At 74.4% G+C, this 16,745-nt stretch carries 18 protein-coding genes; 10 read left to right on the top strand and 8 right to left on the bottom strand.

Going from position 1 to position 16,745, the window contains the following annotated elements:
• The first annotated feature begins 8 nt into the window (after positions 1-8).
• From ROT00_RS11385 to ROT00_RS11365, 5 genes are all read left to right on the top strand, one after another.
• Positions 9-440: a secondary thiamine-phosphate synthase enzyme YjbQ gene (locus tag ROT00_RS11385; RefSeq protein ID WP_404774936.1), complete on the top strand. Its 432-nt coding sequence runs from the start codon at positions 9-11 to the stop codon at positions 438-440.
• Positions 440-1,330 (top strand): PfkB family carbohydrate kinase, encoded by an 891-nt coding sequence (locus ROT00_RS11380; RefSeq protein WP_404774935.1) that lies wholly within the window; start codon positions 440-442, stop codon positions 1,328-1,330. The genes ROT00_RS11385 and ROT00_RS11380 overlap by 1 nt, the downstream gene beginning before the upstream one ends.
• A 1-nt stretch (position 1,331) precedes the next feature.
• Positions 1,332-2,294 (top strand): SIS domain-containing protein, encoded by a 963-nt coding sequence (locus ROT00_RS11375; RefSeq protein WP_230765791.1) that lies wholly within the window; start codon positions 1,332-1,334, stop codon positions 2,292-2,294.
• Between the two features lie 73 nt (positions 2,295-2,367).
• Positions 2,368-3,171, top strand: coding sequence for a GntR family transcriptional regulator (locus ROT00_RS11370; protein WP_404774933.1), 804 nt, complete (start codon positions 2,368-2,370; stop codon positions 3,169-3,171).
• Between the two features lie 54 nt (positions 3,172-3,225).
• Positions 3,226-4,173: a capsular polysaccharide synthesis protein gene (locus ROT00_RS11365; RefSeq protein WP_404774931.1), complete on the top strand. Its 948-nt coding sequence runs from the start codon at positions 3,226-3,228 to the stop codon at positions 4,171-4,173.
• 22 nt (positions 4,174-4,195) lie between these two features.
• On the opposite strand, the gene ROT00_RS11360 is transcribed toward ROT00_RS11365, so the two are convergent.
• Together ROT00_RS11360 and ROT00_RS11355 are read right to left on the bottom strand one after the other, a co-directional pair.
• Positions 4,196-5,674, bottom strand: coding sequence for an APC family permease (locus tag ROT00_RS11360; protein ID WP_404774929.1), 1,479 nt, complete (start codon positions 5,672-5,674; stop codon positions 4,196-4,198).
• Between the two features lie 110 nt (positions 5,675-5,784).
• The gene (locus tag ROT00_RS11355) at positions 5,785-7,074 is read right to left on the bottom strand and encodes a metal-dependent hydrolase family protein (protein WP_404774927.1); all 1,290 of its coding nucleotides are present in this window, start codon (positions 7,072-7,074) and stop codon (positions 5,785-5,787) included.
• 143 nt (positions 7,075-7,217) lie between these two features.
• Between ROT00_RS11355 and ROT00_RS11350 the strand changes: the two genes are divergently transcribed.
• Positions 7,218-7,694: an Lrp/AsnC family transcriptional regulator gene (locus tag ROT00_RS11350; RefSeq protein ID WP_404774926.1), complete on the top strand. Its 477-nt coding sequence runs from the start codon at positions 7,218-7,220 to the stop codon at positions 7,692-7,694.
• Positions 7,695-7,707: 13 nt separating this feature from the next.
• Here the strand turns inward: ROT00_RS11350 and ROT00_RS11345 are convergent, their stop codons facing one another.
• From ROT00_RS11345 to ROT00_RS11325, 5 genes are all read right to left on the bottom strand, one after another.
• Positions 7,708-8,562 (bottom strand): ABC transporter ATP-binding protein, encoded by an 855-nt coding sequence (locus ROT00_RS11345; protein ID WP_404774924.1) that lies wholly within the window; start codon positions 8,560-8,562, stop codon positions 7,708-7,710.
• A complete protein-coding gene (locus ROT00_RS11340; protein ID WP_404774922.1) occupies positions 8,559-9,626 on the bottom strand; it encodes a FecCD family ABC transporter permease in 1,068 nt (355 codons plus the stop codon). Before ROT00_RS11340 ends, ROT00_RS11345 begins: the two co-directional genes overlap by 4 nt.
• Entirely contained in the window at positions 9,623-10,645 is a 1,023-nt protein-coding gene (locus ROT00_RS11335) for a FecCD family ABC transporter permease (protein WP_404774920.1), read from the bottom strand. The genes ROT00_RS11340 and ROT00_RS11335 overlap by 4 nt, the downstream gene beginning before the upstream one ends.
• Positions 10,642-11,634, bottom strand: coding sequence for an ABC transporter substrate-binding protein (locus tag ROT00_RS11330; protein WP_404774918.1), 993 nt, complete (start codon positions 11,632-11,634; stop codon positions 10,642-10,644). The genes ROT00_RS11335 and ROT00_RS11330 overlap by 4 nt, the downstream gene beginning before the upstream one ends.
• Before the next feature lie 193 nt (positions 11,635-11,827).
• Positions 11,828-12,589 carry a helix-turn-helix domain-containing protein gene (locus tag ROT00_RS11325; protein ID WP_404774916.1) on the bottom strand — a complete coding sequence of 254 codons (762 nt, stop codon included), beginning with the start codon at positions 12,587-12,589 and terminating at the stop codon, positions 11,828-11,830.
• Between the two features lie 65 nt (positions 12,590-12,654).
• On the opposite strand from ROT00_RS11325, the gene ROT00_RS11320 reads away from it, so the two are divergent.
• The 3 genes from ROT00_RS11320 (at position 12,655) to ROT00_RS11310 (ending at position 14,083) form a co-directional block, all read left to right on the top strand.
• Positions 12,655-13,122, top strand: coding sequence for a GNAT family N-acetyltransferase (locus tag ROT00_RS11320; RefSeq protein WP_404774914.1), 468 nt, complete (start codon positions 12,655-12,657; stop codon positions 13,120-13,122).
• The gene (locus ROT00_RS11315) at positions 13,119-13,511 is read left to right on the top strand and encodes a DUF1304 domain-containing protein (protein ID WP_404774913.1); all 393 of its coding nucleotides are present in this window, start codon (positions 13,119-13,121) and stop codon (positions 13,509-13,511) included. The genes ROT00_RS11320 and ROT00_RS11315 overlap by 4 nt, the downstream gene beginning before the upstream one ends.
• A gap of 164 nt (positions 13,512-13,675) precedes the next feature.
• A complete protein-coding gene (locus tag ROT00_RS11310) occupies positions 13,676-14,083 on the top strand; it encodes a hypothetical protein (protein ID WP_404774912.1) in 408 nt (135 codons plus the stop codon).
• A gap of 91 nt (positions 14,084-14,174) precedes the next feature.
• Here ROT00_RS11310 and ROT00_RS11305 read toward each other — a convergent pair whose 3' ends face one another.
• Complete coding sequence (locus tag ROT00_RS11305) at positions 14,175-14,864, bottom strand: TetR/AcrR family transcriptional regulator (protein WP_404774910.1); 690 nt, start codon at positions 14,862-14,864, stop codon at positions 14,175-14,177.
• Between the two features lie 169 nt (positions 14,865-15,033).
• On the opposite strand from ROT00_RS11305, the gene ROT00_RS11300 reads away from it, so the two are divergent.
• Positions 15,034-16,713 carry an amidohydrolase gene (locus ROT00_RS11300; RefSeq protein ID WP_472974910.1) on the top strand — a complete coding sequence of 560 codons (1,680 nt, stop codon included), beginning with the start codon at positions 15,034-15,036 and terminating at the stop codon, positions 16,711-16,713.
• Positions 16,714-16,745 lie beyond the last annotated feature (32 nt).

Raw genomic sequence — 16,745 nt, 5'->3', positions numbered from 1 at the left:
GCACCGCTATGACCACCACCTGGACCAGCTTCCCCGTCAACACGAAGCCGGCCGAGGGGTACCCGAACCCCGTCAACTACGTCGACGTCACCGCGCAGCTGCGCGAGGCGGCCGCGTCGGCGACCGGCGACGGCCTGCTGCACGTCTTCCTCCCGCACACGACCTGCACCTTCATCTTCAACTCGGGGGTGGACGGCACGACGCTGCAGGACATCCGCCTCTTCATCGAGGAGCAGATCCCCGTCGACCGCCCGTTCGTGCACCTGCACGACGGCCCGCAGGACGCCGCCGCCCACGTGCGCTGCGTCTTCGGCGTGCAGTCGCTGCAGCTGCCGATCATCGGCGGCGAGCTCGGCATCGGCCACAGCCAGGGCGTCTACCTGCTCGAGCTCGACGGCCCGCGCGACCGCACCGTGCAGTACGCGGTCCAGACGTTCTGATGGGCGTCGTCGTCGGCGTGCGCGCCGGGCTCACCGTCGACCACCAGGTGGTCGCGGGGGAGGGGGCGCGGTTCGACCGGCTCGGCGGGCCCGGGCTGTTCGCCGCCCTCGGCGCCCGGCTCGTCGCCGGGACGTCGGTGGAGCTCTGCGCGAACCTGCCCGACGACGAGCCCCGGTTCGGCCGGCTCTTCGCGGAGCTCGGCATCGGGACCGGCGCCTGCCGGGCGGTGCCGGAGGTGCCGCGGCTGTGGATCCTGAACTCGGCGGAGGGCCGGCGCATCCTGCCGACCCGGCCGCCGGGCGGGGTCGAGCTCGAGACGGCCGGCGAACCGGACGAGGAGACCCCGCTGCCCCGGGCGACGGGGCTCGGCGCGGTCGACGCGCTGCTCGACAGCTCCCCCGAGGACCCGGCCGGGCTCGCCCCCGGCGTCCTCGTCGGCGTCGACCCGCACCAGCTCCGGCTCGGCGAGTCCGGGCTCGGCTACCTCGAGCGGGTGTCCCCGCCCGGATCGGTGATCCTGCCGAGCCGGGTGCAGCTCCGCCTCGTCGACCCCGACGTGCGCGTCGCCGCCCGGCGGATCCGCGACGAGCTCGGCCGCTCCGTCGTCGCCCGGCTCGACGCCGAGGGCATGCTCGTGCTCGACGCCGCGGGCGGCCCGGCGAGCTCCGTGCGCGACCGCGCGGTGCGCGTCGTGGAGACGACGGGGGCCGGGGATGCCTCGGCGGCCGCCATCGTCGCGGCGCTCGCCGCCGGGCACGAGCTCCCGACCGCCGCGGCGTTCGGCGCGAGCGTCGCCCGGCTCGCGCTGGCCGACTGGGGGCACGACGCCCTCCTCGCCGAGCCGCTCACCGACCCATTCACCCAGATCACGATCGAACAGGACCACTGACATGACCACCACCGCCCACTTCGACCGCGTCACCTCCGCGCTCCGCGCCGTCGAGGACGTGCGCCCCGCGATCGGCGCGGCCCCCGAGGCGGCGCTCTTCGTCGGCTCCGGCGACTCGCTCTCCTCGGCGCTGCTCGCGACGGCCTTCGGCCACCTGGCCGCCTCCTCGGGCGACCTGACCTGGACGGGCCGTGTGCCCGCCGGGGTGCGCACCGTCGTCGGCATCTCGCACTCCGGGACCTCCGGGGCGACCGTGCGCGCGCTGCGTCTCGCCACGGCAGCCGGGCTCCGCACCGTCGCCGTCACCTCGAACCCCGACTCCCCGCTCGCGGAGGCGGCCGACGAGGTGCAGCTCGTGCCGAACCTCGGCCTCGAGGAGACCGTGCCGTGCGCCGGCCACCTCATGCTCGGCCTCGGCGTCGCCGCCGTCTGCGGCGTCGACACGGCGGGCGCCGCGGCCGAGCTGGCCGCGCTCATCGATGCGCAGCGGGAACCGGTCGAGTCCGCGCTCGCCGGCTCGCCCGCCGAGGCGCCGAGCGGCATCTCGGTGCTCTCGCTCCCCGAGCTCCGCGGGGCCGCGGACTTCTGGATGCTGAAGCTCATCGAGGCCACGGGCGTCGTGGTGCGCACGGTGCCGCTCGAGGAGAGCGGGCACGTCGACTACTTCCTCGGCCCGCAGCCGCACCTCGCGCTGCAGCTCGTGGGCGCCGACGGCGCCGAGCGCTTCGCCCGGCTCGCCACCGCCCTCGAGAGCACCGGGCAGACGCCGCTCGCGGTGACGCTCGCCGCGCCGGCCGCCCGGAACGACCGCGCCGGTGCGCTGTTCGAGCTCGCCGGGGCCGTCGCCGGCACGGTGTTCGCCGAGGCCGTCGCCGCCCGCTGGGGCCGCCCGCCGTTCCGCGGCGGCGCCGTGAACATGGACGCGAGCCACATCAAGCTCGACGGGCATCCGGTCACCGCGTGAGGGCCGGCTCCCCGGCTGGGCGCACCTATGGTACTAACCTTATGATGACCTGCACGGGGAGATCGGGGGAGGCATGACGGTGGGACCAACCATCCACCCGCTGGAGTCGATGGCGGTGCCCGTCGACCGGCGCTCGCCCCTGCCGGCGTGGGCGCAGGTCGAACGCGACCTGCGCTCCGCCATCGACCAGGGCCTCGCCGTCGGGGACCGGCTGCCGACCGAGAACGAGATCGCCCAGATCTACGGGGTGAGCCGCATCACCGTGCGCCAGGCCCTCTCCGCGCTCGCCGACGAGGGCTACGTCGAGCGGCGGCAGGGCACCGGCACCTTCGTCGCCGACCGGCCCCGGGTCGTGCAGCACGACTTCGGCCTCACCCAGCCGTGGCGCGACCGCTTCCGCGCGGCCGGCGACGACGCGCAATCGCTCCTCCTCGCGGTGGAGGCGCCCGAGCCGGAGCCGTACGAGCTCTCGCACGAACTCTCCGCCGAGGAGCGCCGGCTGCCGCGGCTGCACCTGAAGCGCGTGCACACCGTGAACGGCGACCCCATCGGGCTCACCGACTCCTGGCTCGTCGGCCGGGGCGCCGAGGCGCTCGCCGGGCGGGAGCTGTTCGAGGCATCCGTGTCGAAGACGCTGCAGACCGCCGGGATCGTCGTCGACCACCAGGACCACTTCCTCGAGGTGCGCTCAGTCACCTCGGCGGAATCGGTGCTACTCGCCGCGGGCATCGACGCGAAGGTCTTCGTCGACTGGGCGGTGGGCCGCTCGGGCGGCGAGCTCGTCGAGACGTCCCGCACCGTCTGGCTCGGCACCCGGGTGCGCTTCCACTACGCGACCGACGCGGAGGGGCTCCGCCAGAGCGCGCCGCGAACCTGAGCGGCCGCGCCGCGCCCACTGCCCGGAACCGGCGCCGCTCGGTACCCTCGGAGCATGAGCGGCGCCGGCGGCACCCCCGAGCTCGACCGGGTGATGGCGGGGCTCCGCGCCCAGCTCGAACGCTCGGCCCGCTTCGAGGGGACCATCGACCTCGCGGCCTCGCTGCGCACCTCGCTGCGGCTCGTCCAACTGCTGCAGCCGCGGCTCGGAGAGCTGCGGCTCGCCGCCGGGCTGCCGGAAGTCCCGCCGCCGTCGGCGCGCTGGACGGCCCGCCGGGATGCGCGGACCGGGCCGGCGCGGCCGGTGCCCTCCGATCGCGTCTTCACCTTCTGGAATCGGCCGCTCGCCGAGGCGCCGCCGCTCGTGCGGGCGTGCCTCGCGCAGCTGCACCGGACGTCTCCGCAGGCCCGCGTGCTCGACGGGACCTCCGCCCGCGAACTGATCGAGATCCCCGAGCGCGTCGCGAGCCTGCTGGAGGCGGCGCGGCCCGCGCACTTCTCCGACTACGTGCGCACCCGCGTGCTCGCCGAGCACGGCGGCATCTGGGTGGACGCGACCGCCTGGGTCGACCGGCCGCTCGACCCGGAGCTGCACCGGCTGCTCCGCGCCGGGGTGGTGCTCCCGCGCTGGGCGCGGCGGCAGATCGCGAACTGGTTCATCGCCGCGCAGCCGGGCGCCGTCGTGCTCGTGCTGCAGCGGCTCGCGCTCGACGCGTGGTGGGAGACGACGGACGAGCTGCCCGACTACTTCCTGTACCACCGGATCTTCGAGGTGATCCAGGCGCTCGTGCCCGAGGCGCGCGGCCAGTGGGACGCCGTGCCCGCCCTCTCCGCCGCCTCGGCGCACCTGCTGCAGCTCGAGATGATGCAGCCCTGGCGAGCGGAGACGGCGCGGCGCATCCTCGACGCCGCGCCGCTCCAGAAGCTGAGTTACAAGTACGACGCCGTCCCGCCGGGCTCCGTGCTGGAGCGGCTGCTCGCGGGCGAGCCGCTCCGCGGGTGAGGAGCCCGGCGCGAACGCCCGCTCAGGCGGGCTCGGACGCCCGGTCGAGCTCCTCGACGTCGGCCGTGCTGAGCTGCGCGTAGCGCTCCGGACGCCGACGGCGCAGCAGCACCGCCTGCACGACGCCCGCGATCGCGCCGACGACGAGCGGGGCCATCAGCAGCACGTTCACGATCGGCTCGGCCGCGGTGAGCAGGTCGAGCTGCGAGACGCAGAGCCAGACGAGCGCGAACAGGCCGATCGCGCCGGCCGCGGGCGCGACGAACACCCGCCACGGGCTGTGCTCGGTGCGGTTCCGACGGAAGTACGCGACGATCGCGACGGCGGTGACCGCCTCGAGCAGCAGGATGCCGATGACGCCCGGGGCGGCCGACCAGAGGAACACCACGAGGTAGGGGTCGGCGCCGACGATCGCGGCGAAGGCGAGCACGATCGCCGAGATCGCGCCCTGCAGGAGCACGCCGCCGACGGGGGAGCCGTGCTTCCGGCTGACCGCGGCGAGCGGCCGGGGCAGGAGCCCCTCGCGCGCCATCGTGAAGTGGTAGCGGGCGGCGGCGTTGTGGAAGGCGAGGGCGGCGGCGAAGGCGCTCGTGACGAGCAGCACCTGCCCCGCGTCGGAGAGCCAGACGCCCACGTACTGCGAGATCGAGGCGAAGGTCATGGCCGCGACGTCGTCGCTCTGCGCGAAGGCGAGGGCGTCCTCGGTGCCGAACGCGACGAAGACGCACCACACGGAGATCGTGTAGAACACGGCGAGGAAGGCGATCGCGATGTACGTGGCGCGCGGCACGGTGCGCTTCGGGTCGCGCACCTCCTCCGCGTAGATCGCGGTCGCCTCGAAGCCGATGAAGCCGCCCGCGGTGAGCACGAGCATCGCGCCGAAGCCGGGGTCGAGCATGACGCCGGGGTCGAACATCGTGGTCTCGAAGCCGTTCCGGCCGCCCGTGGAGAAGACGGCGATCTCGTAGATGACGAGCACGACGACCTCGAGCGCGAGGGCGACGCCGAGCACACGGGCGCCGAGCGTCACCTTGAAGTAGCCGAGCGCGATGATCGCGGCCAGGCCGATCGCGGCGAGGAGCGGCCACGGCACGTCCGCGCCGGTGAGCGAGCGGATCGTGCCCTGCGCGTAGACGGCGAAGCCGGCCAGCAGGCAGATCGACATCGCGTTGTAGGCGATGACGGCGACGTAGCTGCCGGCGACGCCGACCGGGCGGCCGAGGCCCATCGAGATGTACGAGTAGAAGGCGCCGGCGTTGCGCACGCGCGGGCTCATCGCGGTGAAGCCGATGGCGAAGAGGATGAGGATCGCACCGGGGATCAGGTAGCCGTACGCGGCGGACAGCCCGCCGGTGCGGATGGCGAGCGGCACGACGCCCGCGACGACGGTGAGCGGCGCGGCGGCCGCGACGACGAAGAAGACGAGGTCGGCGGTGCCGAGGTGGGAGCGCGCGAGGCGGCGCGTGCGGGCCTGGGGTTCGGCCGGGGTGGGAGCGGACATCGGTGTTCTCTCTCAGGGGTCGGGGGAGTCGGGATGGGGAATCGGACCCGGGGCGGGTCGAGCGGGGGATGCCGGGCCGGCCGGTGCTGCGCGGCCGGCCCGACGGGAGGTCAGCCGGCGAGGGCCGGCCGGCGGGAGCGGGCCGCGCGCGGGGTCAGGTCGTCGAACCAGACCTGCTCGCCGCGGCGGATGTAGAGCATCCGCTCCTGCGCGAGGTGGCGGATGTCGGTGGTCGGGTCGCCGTCGACGACGAGCAGGTCGGCGGCGAGGCCCGGGGCGATCGAGCCGGTGCGGTCGGCGACGCGGAGCGCCGTGGCGCCGTTGAAGGTCGCCGCGGTGAGGGCGTCGAGGGGAGGCATCCCCGCGTCCACCATCGCGTGCACCTCGGCGAGCGTCGAGGCGCCGAACGGCACGTCGATGCTCGAGAAGCTGTCGCTGCCGACGGCGATGGTGACGCCGGCCTCCCGGGAGCGGGTGAAGTTGTCGATCACGCGGTTCTTCTCCTGCTGCACCGGGGTGTCGCCCGGGAATCGGTCGAGCCCCTCGCGCGGGGGCGGCGGGTAGGCGTCGAACCACGGACCGGTGAACAGCTGCAGGGTCGGCACGTGGATGATGCCCTGCTCGACCATCATGGCGCGGCATTCGTCGTCGAGGTCCTCGCCGTGCTCGATCGTCGCGACGCCGGCGCGGATCGCGTCCTTCGCGGCCTCCATCGACTCGGCATGGGCGAGCACGGGGATGCGCAGGTGGTCGGCCTCGCGGACGACCGCGCGCAGCTCCTCGAGGTCGAAGTGCTGGTCGGTCTCGAGCTCCTTGTCCCACATGCCGCCGCCGGTGGCCCAGATCTTGATCGCGTCGGAGCCCATCCGGCTGAGGGTGCGCACCGTCTTGCGGAGCTCCTCCGGGCCGTCGGCGATGATGCCCCACGGGTGGCTGCGCTGCACGAAGTCGACGGAGAGGTTGTGCGCGTCGCCGTGCCCGCCGGTGCGGGAGATGCCGGGGCCGCAGGCGACGATCCGCGGGCCCTCGATCACCCGGTTCTCGACGACCCACTTCAGGCGGATGCCGTTGCGGGAGATGTCGCGGATGGTCGTCACGCCGAAGTCCATGAGCTCGCGCATCTGCTTCGTCGAGACGATCGCCTGGCGGATGTCGTCCTCGACGACCCAGGTGCGGTAGTCGACGCTCGAGGTGCCGCCGAGGTGGGTGTGGCAGTCGATGAGCCCGGGCATGACGGTGTAGGCGCTCGCGTCGATCACCTCGGCCCCGGCGGGGGCCTCGATCTCGCGGCTCGGGCCGACCTCGCGGATGGTGTCGCCGTCGACCACCACGGTCGCCTCGTGCGTCACCCCGCCTCGGCCGTCGATGAGCTGGCCGGCTCGGATGATGGTGATTCCCACCGTGGTCCTCCAGATTCTTCTTCGCAATAGGGGATTGAATCGCACTTTATAGGTGAAGCAAGGAATCTGCAATCAAATTGAAGGCAGAGCGGGTCCTGAGGCATCGAAGCTGGTCTAATGGACTCATCGACGGGAGGAATTCGATGCGCGGTGCCCGACTCCACGGCCTCAAGCCGGCGAAGCTCGACGAGGTCGACCGGGAACTGGTCCGCCTCCTCCAGGAGGACGGGCGGCGGTCGCTCTCCGAGATGGCGCGCGAGGTCGGGCTCTCGCACGCCTCCGTGCGCTCGCGGATCAACCGGCTGCTCGACGAGCGGATCGTGACGATCACCGCGATCACCCACCCCGAGACGCACGGCTACACCCAGTCGGCCACGATCGCCATCCGCACCGACCACCGGGTCGCCGCCGTGAGCGACGCCGTCGCCGAGATCCCCGAGGTCTACTACCTCGTCACGGTGACCGGCGAGTTCGACCTGCTCGCCGAGCTCATGGCGCGGGACACCGAGCACCTGCAGGAGCTCGTGATGCAGCTCCGCGCCGTCCCCGGCGTCGTCTCCACCACGACGCTGCCCTTCGTGAAGACGGTGAAGTGGATGTACAGCCCCGAGTTCACCTGATCCGCGGTGGGGGTCAGTCGGCCCGCTCGGCGGCGACGCCGACCCGGGCCCGCGGCACGACGAGCGGGGTGCCCGTCTCCGGGTCCTCGATCACCCGGCAGGGCAGTCCGAACACCTGCTCCACGGCGGCCTCGGTGAGCACCTCGCCGGGCGCGCCGTCGACGACGACGCGGCCGTCCCGCATCGCGACCACGCGGTCGGCGTAGCGCGCGGCGTGGTTCAGCTCGTGCAGCACCGCGACGATCGTGCGGCCCTGCTCCCGGTTCACCCGCCGGAACAGTTCGAGCATGTCGATCTGGTGCGCGAGGTCGAGATACGTGGTCGGTTCGTCGAGCAGCAGCGTGCCCGTGTCCTGGGCGAGCGCCATCGCCAGCCACACCCGCTGCCGCTGTCCGCCCGACAGGGTGTCGACGTCGCGGTCGGCGAGCTCGGCGACGCCCGTCGCGGCCATGGCGGCGGACACCGCCGACTCGTCGCCGCCCGACCATTTCGCGAACGCCGCCCGGTGCGGGTACCGCCCGCGCGCGACGAGGTCGCCCACCCGCATCCCCTCGGGCGCCGTATTCGACTGCGGCAGCAGGCCGAGCTCGCGCGCGAGCTCCCGCGGACCGCGCTCGCCGAGTGCCCGCCCGTCGAGCAGGATGCTCCCTGAGCTCGGCGCGAGGAGCTTCGCGATCGTCCGCAGCAGGGTGGACTTGCCGCAGCCGTTCGGCCCGACGATCGCGACGAAGGAGCCCGGCGCGACGGCGAGGTCGAGGCGGTCGACGATCGCCGGCCCGCGCCCGTAGGCGACGGAAACCCCGTCGAGCCGCAGCTCGCCGCCGCGCGAGTCCGGCCGCGTCCTGTCGGTGTCGCGCGTGGCGGTCATGATCGTCCCTTCGATCGGGTCAGCATCCAGGCGAGGTAGACGCCGCCGATGCAGAGGGTGATGAGCCCCGTCGGCAGCACGGCGGGGGCGAACAGGCGCGCCGAGAGCAGGTCGCTCGCGGAGAGCAGGGCCGCGCCGACGGCGCCGGATGCCGCGAGCGGCACGGTGCCGGACCGCCAGACGACGCGGGCGAGCTGCGGCGCGGCGAGCGCGACGAACGCGATGGGGCCGGTGACCGCCGTGGCGACGGCGAGGAGCGCGATGCCGAGCACCATCGCCGCCCAGCGGGTGGCGAGGGGGCGGGCGCCGAGCGTCGCGGCCCGCTCCTCGCCGAACTCGTGCGCCTGCAGGGCGGGGGCGAGCCAGGCGAGGAGGATCCCGCCGAGCGCGACCGCCGCGAGCGCGGGCGCCACCCAGGCGCCGTCGACGCCGTTCAGCGAACCGGTCGCCCAGAGGGCGGCCGAGCGGGCGACGAAGTCGTCGAAGCGGATGATGAGGATGGTGTTGACCGCCCCGAGCACCGCGGTGACCGCGATGCCCGTCACGACGATCGCGTAGCCCCTGGCGCCGCTCCGGGCGCTGAGCGCGAAGACGAGCACTGCGGCGACGAGGCCGCCCGCGAAGGCGCTGCCCGTGAGTGCGGCGACCCCGGCCGAGCCGCTCGCCATCACGAACAGCACGCCCGTCATCGCCCCGGTCGAGAAGCCGAGCACGTCGGGGCTGCCGAGCGGGTTCCGGGTGACGATCTGGAACAGCGCCCCCGACCAGGCGAGCAGGATGCCGATGGCGGCGCCGAGCACCGCGCGCGGGAGCCGCCAGCCCTGCACGACGCGCACGTCGCCCGGCTCGCCGAGCCCGACGAGGGCGGCGAGCGCATCGCCGGGGGCGATGCCGGCCTCGCCGAGGGTGAGGGTGCCGAGCGCGGCGAGCAGCACGATCGCGCTCGCCGCGGTCCAGGCGAGCGCGCGGCGGCGGCGCAGGGCCCGTGGCGCGGCGACCACGGGGCGGGGTGCGCGCGGGGTGCGCGGGGTGCGCGGCGACGCGACCGCGGGGGCGCCGCTCATGCGCCGACCCGTCGGCGGCGCTGGACGACGAGGACGAGCACGGGCGCGCCGAGGATCGCCGTGACGACGCCGAGGGGCAGCTCGCGGGGCGCGACGGCGAGCCGCGCGACGAGGTCGGCGGCGAGGAGGAGGGCCGGGCCGGCGATCGCGCTGTACCAGAGGGCGCGGATCTGGTCGGCGCCGGTGAGGGCGCGGACGGCGTGCGGCACGAGCAGGCCGACGAAGGCGACGGGGCCGATCGCGGCGGTCGCGGTGCCGCAGAGCAGCACGATCGCGACGAGCCCCTGCGTGCGCACCCGCGCCACCCGGGCGCCGAGGCCGTGCGCCGCTTCCTCGCCGAGCACGAGCAGGTTGAGTCCGGGGCCGGCGGCGAGCGCGAGGGCGAGGCCGACCGCGATGACCGCGAGGGCGCCGAGCGCGGTGGGCACGTCGCGGGCGGCGAGCGATCCCGCCTCCCAGATCCGGATGGCCGCGTAGTCGGCGGGGTCGAGGAGGCTGAGGGCCTGGGTGAAGCCGCTCAGCACGGCGCCCACGGCGACGCCCGCGAGTGCGAGCCGGGCGATCGAGGAGCTCCTCCCGGCGCCGCCGAGGAGGGCGACGAGGAGCCCGGCGATCGCGGCGCCGACGAAGGCGAAGCCGAGCGTCGCGCCGAAGGCCTGCAGGTCGAGCACGACGACGGCGAAGGCCACGGCGAAGGCGGCGCCGGCGTTCACGCCGAGGATGCCGGGGTCGGCGAGCGGGTTGCGGGTGAGCGCCTGCATCACGACCCCGGCGACGGCGAGCGCCGCGCCGGCCGCGACCGCGAGGAGCACCCGGGGCAGCCGCAGGGTGTGCAGGATGATCGACGCCTGCGAGCCGTCCGGCTCCACGAGCAGGCGCAGCGCGTCGGCGGGGGCGATCCACGGCGTCCCGGCCGAGAGCCCCAGCATCGCGAGCAGCGCGATGACGGCGATCCCGGCCGGGACGACGAGCGCGGGCCGCAGCCTCTCCGCGCGGCCCGCGACGACGGCGGTGGTCATCCGGCGAGCGGTTCGAGCACGTTCGTGGTGAGCTCGGCGATCCAGTCCTGCGCGGTGTCGTAGTCGGTGACGCTCGTGCTCAGCGTGAAGACGCGGTCGTTCTTCGCGACGTCGAGGCTCCGGAAGAGCTCGGTGTCCATGATCGCCTGGATCGGCTCGTAGGGGGTGCCGTCGGGCTGCGCGAAGGTGATCGCGGCGGTGACGCCGGCGAAGACCGTCGGCAGCTGCTCGAGCCCGAGGGAGGCGTAGCCCGCGGCGTCGGTGAGGGAGGCGGCGCCGGGGCCGTACGCCATGCCCATCTCGTTCACGACGAGGTTGCCGTTCGAGCCGCTCGGCAGCTGCACCGAGAACTGGCCGGCGTCGTTGCCGAGCGAGAAGTTGATCCAGACGTTGCCGTCGATGACGTCCCGGTACTCCTCGATCGTGCGGTCGCGGAGCGCCTCGTAGGCGGCGCGGTCGGCCTCCCAGACGTCGAGGCGGTTCACGGCGGCCGCGGCGGACTTCGTGATGGCGGTCCAGTCGCCGCGGTCGGCGTCGCCGCCGACGATGACCGTCGGGGCGATGTCCTCGAGCCTCGCGAAGGTGGCCTCGTCGACCTCGTAGGCGTCGCCGATGATGAGGTCGGGGGCCGCGGCGGTGAGGGCCTCGAAGTTGATCTCGCCGAAGGTGCCGATGGCCTCGGCGTCGGCGATGAAGTCGAGCTGCTCGGGCGTGTAGCTGTCGGCCCACTGCGAGTAGTCGATGGTGGCGATCGGCTGCACGTCGAGCGACATGAGCTGCCACGGGGTGTCGTAGGAGACGGCCGCGACGCGCTGCGGGTCGGTGGGGACCTCGACGTCGCCGTACGCGGAGGCGACGGTGACGGTGTCGGCGCCGGACCCGGTGGTGGCGTCGGCGCCGCCGCTGCAGGCGGCGAGCAGAGCGGTCGCGGCGGCGGCGGCCGCGAGGGCGATGGCGCGTCGGGCGGTGGTGGATCCGGCCAGGGTCACGGAGGTCTCCTCGGGGGAAGAAGTTAGGAAAGGGTTACCTAATTATCGGAGCCTGGCCCGGCCGATGCGCGCGATGATCTGCGCTGAAGCGTCGAATCTCTTCGCAGATCGGTCAAATGGGGCCGAAACGCCGGATGCCCCGGCCGGAACGCAGGATGCCCCGGCCGGAACGCGCCCGGATGGCCCGGCGGGCTCAGGCCGGCCGTGAGCCGGCGGCGAACGCGGACGGGGAGGAACCCGTCTCCCGGCGGAACGCCGTCGCGAACGCCGAGGGCGACTCGAAGCCCACCCGCCGGGCGACCGCGGCGACCCCCGTGCCCGCGGCGAGCTGGGCCATCGCCGAGCGCACCCGCAGTCGCGTCCGCCAGCCGGAGAACGGCAGTCCCGTCTCGGCCCGGAAGTGCCGGGTGAAGGTGCGCACGCTCACCGCCGCGACCGCGGCCCACTCCTCGACCGAGCGGTCGTCGGCGGGGTTCGCCGCGAGCGCGGCGGTCACCTCGCGGAGCCAGGGGCTCGCCGGCTGGGGGAGCCCCTCCTCGGGCCGGGCGGCGAGCGAGAGCAGATCGAGGGCGAAGGCCTCCGCCCGGCGCCGGCGCTCGGGGGCGAGGTCCTCGTCGAGGTGCACCAGCACGTCGTCGAGGAGGCGGGAGGTGCTGAGCACCGCCGGCCGGGCGAGCGCGTCCGGCAGGGCGGCGGCCGCGAACCAGGTGCACCGCATCGTGTTGCCCGCCGAGGCGCGCACCGCGTGCGCGCAGTCGGCGGGGATCCAGATCGCGGAGCCGCGCGGCAGCACGTGTACCCGGGCGCCCGTCTCGACCGTGACGACGCCGGTGATCGAGGAGAGCAGCTCGTGCCGCTCGTGCGCGTGCGACTCCCACGCCTCGCCGGCGGGATCGCCCGCGGGCGTCACGATCTCGATCGACTGCAGCAGGGGATCGCCGGCGGACACGGACATGCAGCCATCCTCGCGCACTCGGGTGAACGGGAGACGCCGTCGGCGGCGTCGCGTATCGTGCTTGCATGGCATCCTCGATCCGATCCGCCGCGCCGAGCGACCATCCGCGCCTGCTCGAGCTCTGGCGCGCGAGCGTGGAGGCGACCCATCACTTCCTCGCGCCCGCCGACATCGACTGGTACGAGGAGGTCGTCGCGGGCTACCTGCCCCAGCTCGGCGACCTGCGGGTCGCGGTCCTCGGCGACGGGGAGGCCGAGGGCGTCGTCGCGGGCTTCATCGCGCAGGACGACGGCGAGATCCACATGCTCTTCGTCGACCCGGCGCTCCACGGCCAGGGCATCGGCACGCTCCTCCTGGAAGACGTCGGCGCCGACGGCGGCGAGCTCCGCGTCGACGTGAACGAGCAGAATCCCGTCGCCCGGCGCTTCTACCTCGGCCGAGGCTTCGTCGAGGTCGGCCGCTCCGAGCTCGACGGCGAGGGCCGCCCGTTCCCGCTCCTGCACCTGCAGCGCGTCGCGGAGGCGGCGGCATGATCGCCGCGGGGCTCGTGCTCGCCGCGATCGGCGGGCTGATCCACGTCTACATCTGGGTCCTCGAGTCGCTCGTCTGGACGGGGCCGCGCGCCCGGGCCACCTTCGGCATCCGTAGCGACGAGGAGGCGCAGCTCACCCGCGCCCTCGCGTTCAACCAGGGCTTCTACAACCTCTTCCTCGCGATCGCGGTGTTCGCCGGCGTCGTCGCGTTCCTCGCCGGCGCCCCCGCCGTCGGGGCGACGCTCGTGTTCGCCGGTGCGGGCATGATGGTCGCCGCCGGGCTCGTGCTGCTGCTGTCGAGCCCGTCGAAGGCGCGGGCCGCGCTCATCCAGCTCGGTCCGCCGCTGCTCGGCGTCGCGGCCCTCTGGATCGGGCTCGCGACGGCCTGATCGGCCCGGCGCATCCAGGCGCGACGCCCCGACGCGTCCCGGGCGCCCCGGCCCGCCCGCCGGAACGGCACCCGGACTGGGGCTGGCACGCCGGCGTCGGCGGTGCGGCGTAGACTCCCGTGGTCACAACAGAACAGGGGAGGTTGCACACAATGCAACGATTCATGACGACGACGGCACTCGTGTTCGCGGGTGCACTGCTGCTCTCGGGCTGCGCCACGTCCGGCTCGGGCGACGCCTCGGCGGCGCCGAGCGGCTGCGACACCATCCGCAGCGAGGTCCGCAACGTCTCGAACGGCGCGCAGAACACGCTCGCCACCGCGACCGACGGCGCCGCGACGAAGACCTACCTCGAGGGCCTCGAGGACCGGGTCGACGCGCTCGACGAGCAGGCCGGCGACGACACCAAGGTCGAAGACGCGCTCGAGGGCCTGAAGAGCGCGCTGGGCGATGCCGCGGACTACGCCGCGACCATCCCGGCCGACGGCACGCAGGACGCCGACGCGCTCGCTGCGCAGCAGACGGCCATCCAGACCGCCGCCTCCGAGGTCACGAAGGCCTGCGCCGCCTGACGGCGCCCGCCTCCATCCGAGAGCGCGCGGCATCCCTCCCCGGATGCCGCGCGCTCCGCCGTTTCCCGGGGTGCGGCGGGGCCTCGTCGGCTCAGCGCCCCGCGGCCGCCCGCTCCGCCGAGGCGATGATGACCTCGACGCCGTGCTGGAAGAGGTCCCGGTCCTCGAGCTCGACGAGCCGCGGCCCGAACTCGGCGACCCGCGGGTGGCTCCGCGGGTCCGCGAGCACCGGGCCGTCGAACCACGGGCTCGTCCCGTCGGCGTTCGCGCCCCGTTCGCTGCGGCTCCGGGCGATGCCCGACGCCGTCGAGAGCACGTGCGAGGCCAGCAGCGCGTAGTGGCGCACGAGCTCCTCGTCGGCGAGCCCGGCCTGCGCGAAGGCGTCGAGCATGAGCTCGACCGCGTCGAGTTCGCCCCGGCCGTGGGTGGTGAGCACGACGGCCTCCGCGGCGATCGCCGGGTGGGCGCTGAACAGTTCGAGCGTCGCACCGGAGAGCTGCCGCAGCCGGGCGCGCCAGTCCTCGCGCGGCGCCGTGACCGTGGCGACGGAGCGCGCGTTGAGCGCGTCGAGGAGCGCCTGCATCAGCTCCTCCTTGTTGCGGAAGTGCCGGTAGATCGCCGTGGGGTCGGCGCCGAGTCTGGCGCCGAGCTCCCGCACGGACAGGGTGATGCCCCCGGTCTCGGCGGCGAGCTCGAGCCCCGCCGCGACGATCGTGTCGTGGTCGAGTCTCGCCTTGCCGCGCGCGGACGGGCCGCCGCGAGCACCGGTCGCTGTCGTCATCGGGCTCCTTCGCTCCACGTGGCTTCCCATGCTGCCACGCCGCTCGCGCCGCGCGGATCGTGCGGCGTGCACCTCGCTCGGCTCGGGAAGCGTAGCAAGCCGCGCAACGGTTCTGTCAACACTGTTGACATCAGTGTTGCGCTGTGGCTACGCTCGCCTCGTCCGTTCGATGAGGAAGCGAGGCGACGTGACTGCCGACGTCCTGTTCACCGGCGGGTCCGTGTTCACCGGAACCGGGTCCCCCCTCCGAGACCACACGGTCGCCGTCGCCGGCGGCCGCATCACCGCGGTCGTCCCCGACGCCGACGCCGCCGCGCTCCGCGGACCCGGCACCCGTGTCGTCGAGCTCGACGGAGCGCTCCTCGCCCCGGGCTTCCAGGACGCGCACATCCACCCCGTCGGCGGCGGGGTCGAGCTGCTCCAGTGCGAGCTCAGCGCCGGCGCGAACGCCGAGGAGGCCCTCGCGATCGTCGCCGACTACGCCGCGGCGAACCCCGAGGAGCCGTGGATCCTCGGCGGCGGCTGGTCCATGGACCACTACCCCGGCGGGGCGCCCGCGCGCGGCCTCCTCGACGCCGTCGTCGCCGACCGCCCCGTGCTCCTCATGAGCCGCGACCACCACAGCGCCTGGGCGAACACCGCCGCCATCCGCGCGGCCGGCCTCGACGCGACCACCCCCGACCCGGCCGACGGCCGCATCGAACGCGAGGCCGACGGGTCGCCCGCCGGCACCTTCCACGAGGGCGCCATGGAGCTCTTCGCCGAGGTGCGCCCGGCCACGAGCGAGGAGCTCGCCTACCGCGGCCTGCTCCGCGCCCAGCAGGAGCTGCTCGCGCTCGGCGTGACCGGCTGGCAGGACGCGATGGTCGGCCAGGGCGGCGCCGTGCACGACCCCGTCGTCGCCTACCGGCGCGCGCTCGACGAGGGCGAGCTCAAGGTGCACGTCGTCGGCTCCCAGTGGTGGCGCCGCGACGCCGGGCTCGAGCAGATCGACGGCATCCTCGCCCTCCGCGACGAGATCGCCGCCCTCGGCGCGGAGCACCGGCTCTCGCTCGGCACCGTGAAGATGATGGTCGACGGCGTCGCCGAGAACCAGACCGCCGCGATGCTCGCCCCCTACCGCGACCACCACGGGCACGACACCGACAACCGCGGCCTCTCCTTCATCGACCCGGAGCTGCTGCGCGACGCCGTCGCCCGGCTCGACGCCGAGGGGATGCAGGTGCACTTCCACGCCCTCGGCGACCGCGCCGTGCGCGAGGCGCTCGACGCGGTCGAGACGGCCAGGGCCGCGAACGGCCCGAGCGACGGCCGCCACCACCTCGCGCACCTCCAGGTGATCGACGAGGGCGACACCGCGCGCTTCGCCGAGCTGGATGCCGTCGCGAACCTGCAGATGCTCTGGGCCACCCACGAGGACCAGATCGACGAGCTCACCCTGCCGTTCCTGCAGGACGGCGCCGAGGCGCGCCAGTACCCCTTCGGCGACCTCGTGCGCGACGGCGCGCGCCTCGCCGGCGGCAGCGACTGGCCGGTCTCCTCGGCCGACCCGCTCGCCGCCGTGCACATCGCCGTCACCCGCGTCGCCCCCGGCCTCGACGCCGAGCCGCTCGGCGGCGCGCACCAGCGGCTCGCGCTCGAGACCGCGCTCGCCGCGTACACCTCGGGCAGCGCCTGGGTGAACCACCGCGACCACGACACGGGCCACGTGCGCGAGGGATACCTCGCGAACCTCGTGGTCATCGCCCCCGACCCCTTCGGCCTCCCGCCGGAGGAGCTCCATCGCGCCGCCGTCCGCTCGACCTGGATCGAGGGCGAGCGCGTCTTCGTCGCCCTCGACGCGGACTGAGCCGCGGCGGCTTCCGGCAGCGAACGAGCACC

Origin of the sequence: Agromyces mediolanus (assembly GCF_044917495.1) — a bacterium.
In the GTDB taxonomy this organism is placed as follows: Bacteria; Actinomycetota; Actinomycetes; order Actinomycetales; family Microbacteriaceae; genus Agromyces; species Agromyces mediolanus_B.
Note: the sequence above shows the minus strand (reverse complement) of the source record. Positions and strands in the feature narration are given on the sequence as shown.